Source organism: Intrasporangium chromatireducens Q5-1 (assembly GCF_000576575.1).
GTDB lineage: Bacteria > Actinomycetota > Actinomycetes > Actinomycetales > Dermatophilaceae > Intrasporangium_A > Intrasporangium_A chromatireducens.
Map to the genome: position 1 here is coordinate 1 of NZ_AWQS01000382.1, position 2,578 is coordinate 2,578.

The 2,578-nt window shown below is 69.7% G+C and carries 2 protein-coding genes and 1 pseudogene; all 3 read left to right on the forward strand.

The genetic code is table 11. From position 1 onward, the window contains the following. Positions 1 to 66 precede the first annotated feature (66 nt). Complete coding sequence (locus N864_RS21320; RefSeq protein ID WP_034722168.1) at positions 67 to 855, forward strand: SDR family NAD(P)-dependent oxidoreductase; 789 nt, start codon at positions 67 to 69, stop codon at positions 853 to 855. Positions 856 to 972: 117 nt separating this feature from the next. After that, on the forward strand, positions 973 to 2,187 hold the full coding sequence (locus N864_RS21325; protein WP_051518899.1) for a DUF2254 domain-containing protein: 1,215 nt from the start codon (positions 973 to 975) through the stop codon (positions 2,185 to 2,187). A 165-nt stretch (positions 2,188 to 2,352) separates the two neighbouring features. Next, positions 2,353 to 2,578: pseudogene (locus N864_RS21330) on the forward strand (DoxX family protein); the annotation flags it as partial.

A 2,578-nucleotide genomic window follows, 5' to 3' on the forward strand; every position in this document is an offset into this window, starting at 1 on the left:
CGGAGTTTGCGCTCACTCGACGGGTGGGGTGGCGGAGGGAAGGCAGGGGAAGGGAAGGACACGAGCATGACGGATCCGGTTGAGCAGCAGGACTACTCGCGGTTGTTCCGGCTCGACGGCAGGCGCGCCGTCGTCGTCGGCGCCGGCAGCGGAATCGGGCGCGAGAGCGCCCTTGCCCTCTCGGCCCACGGCGCCGACGTCGTGTGCGCGGACCGCGACCTCGCCGCCGCGGAAGGGACGGTCGCGCTGGGAGGCGGCTCAGCGGCATACCTGCTGGACGTGACGGACGCCGACGCGGTGGCCCGCGCGTCACGCGAGCTCGACCCCGTCGACGTTCTCGTCTTCACGGCGGCGACGAACGTGCGCAAGCGGCTGCTCGACTACACGACCGAGGAGTTCGACCGGGTCGTCGGGCTCAACCTGCGGGCCTCGTTCGACCTCGTGCGGGCTTTCGGCCGGGGAATGGCAGAGCGGGGCCGGGGCAGCATCATCGGCTTCAGCTCGATCCGGTCGGTGGCCGTGGAGCCCGGGCAGGGTGTCTATGCCGCGACGAAGGCGGGCCTCGTCCAGCTGCTTCGCACCGCAGCCGCCGAGCTCGGGCCCTCCGGGGTGCGCGTCAACGCCATCGCGCCCGGGGTCGTCGACACACCACTCACGGCGCAGATCCGCGCGAATCCCGAGTGGTACCAAGCGTATTCGAGCAAGAGTGCGCTCGGGCGCTGGTCCCATGCGCACGAGCTCGCCGGCGCCGTCGTCTATCTCGCCTCCGACGCGTCGTCCTTCGTCACGGGCAGCCAGCTGTTCGTGGACGGCGGGTGGACGGCGGTCGACGGCCGCTACACGCCGCCTGCCTGACCTGCGACTCACGGCGTGAACGCGCAGAGCTCGTTGCCCTCCGGGTCGGCGGCCGACCTGGATGCTGAAACTGTGTCGCATCCGCTGACGGAAGGGCCCCCGGTGTGAGGATGGGGCATGCGCTCACACCGACTCACGACGTGGCAACGACTGTGGCGGCCTTTCTGGGCGCTGCCGTTGGCGATCGGCATCGTCGCCGTGGCGGCCGGTGTGCTCCTGCCACTCGTCGACGGGGCACTCTCGGAGCACGTTCCCTACGTGTTCCAGGGAGGCAGTGACGGGGCACGGGGCCTGCTGAGCACCATCGCGACGGCCATGATCTCGGTCACGGGCCTCGTCTTCTCCATCACCATGGTGGTGCTACAGCTGGCGAGCAGCCAGTTCACGCCGCGGGTGCTGGGCGGCTTCCTCAGTCAACGCACCACCCAGGTGACGCTCGGCATCTTCATCGCCTCGTTCGTCTTCGCGCTCACCGTGCTGCGGTCGGTCCGCGGCGGCGCCGACGGCTTCGTGCCACAGCTGTCGGTCACGGTGGCGTTCCTGCTGGTCCTCGCGTCGATGGGGTCGTTCATCGCGTTCATCCACCACATCACGGTCTCGATCCAGGTCTCCACGGTCATCTCGGGTATCGGGGACCGGGCCGTCGCCCTCGTCGACGAGCTCTACCCGGACGCGGCGCCGGTCGCCGAATCGACGTGGTCGCCCGCACTCGGCACCCCGCACGCCGCCGTGACGTCGGGCGGCGACCACGGAGCAGTGACGGAGATCGATGTGGACGTGCTGGTGTCCCTCGCGCGCGAGCTCGGCGTCGTCGTGGTCGCCGAGGTCCAGGTCGGCGACTTCGTGACCGAGGAGATGACCGTCGTGACGGTGTGGGGCTCGGGCGACCTGGCTGACAGGGCGCGGGCCCGGGTCCGTGGCGCCGTCCTGCTCGAGACGCAGCGCACGATGCGGCAGGACCCCGGCTTCGGCATACGCCAGCTGGTGGACATCGCGGAGCGCGCACTGTCGCCCGGTGTGAACGACCCGACCACCGCGGTGCAGGCGGTGGACGAGCTGCACCGGATCCTCCGCGTCCTCGTCACGCGCCGCACACCCTCGCGCTACGCCTCGGACGAGGATGGCGCGGTGCGGGTCGTGCTGCGCCCGCAGGCCGTCGGCGACCTCGTCAACCTCGCGACGGAAGAGGTGCTGCACTACGGCCGGGACTCGGTGCAGGTGCCACGCCGCGTCGAGGCGATGGTCGATGACCTGCTGACGGTCGCGCTACCCGACCACCGGGCCGCCCTCGCACGGGTGCGGGAGCGGATGGACGTCGTCACCCCCGGGTAGGTGAGTCACCTCTTTCGAGGTGGGCTGCGCCAGCGCCGCCTGCAGGCGGATGACTCGTAGATCACAGTGCCGACACGGTGCACGCCGCGACATCATCTACTACAGTCTGTAGTACCGGCAGGAGGAATGCCGGGAGGCAGACACCAAGTTCTGGAGATGAGAACGATGGCCACCATCCATCACGAGAACGTGACGCACCGCCGCCACATCATTCACCCGACCGACGGGGTCGTGACCTTCCAAGAAGAGATCGTCCGCTCCGTCGTGGCGCGCCGGCTGCTCGCCGGTCTGCGCATCGTCCTGGGCTTCACCTTCCTGTGGCCCTTCCTCGACAAGCTCTTCGGCCTCGGCTACATGACCCCGGCCGCGAAGTCGTGGATCCACGGGGGGA

Bases quoted from the DNA above. Each gene is read 5' to 3' on its own strand.
- N864_RS21320 (WP_034722168.1), top strand. From the start codon at position 67: ATGACGGATCCGGTTGAGCAGCAGGACTACTCGCGGTTGTTCCGGCTC.
- N864_RS21325 (WP_051518899.1), top strand. From the start codon at position 973: ATGCGCTCACACCGACTCACGACGTGGCAACGACTGTGGCGGCCTTTC.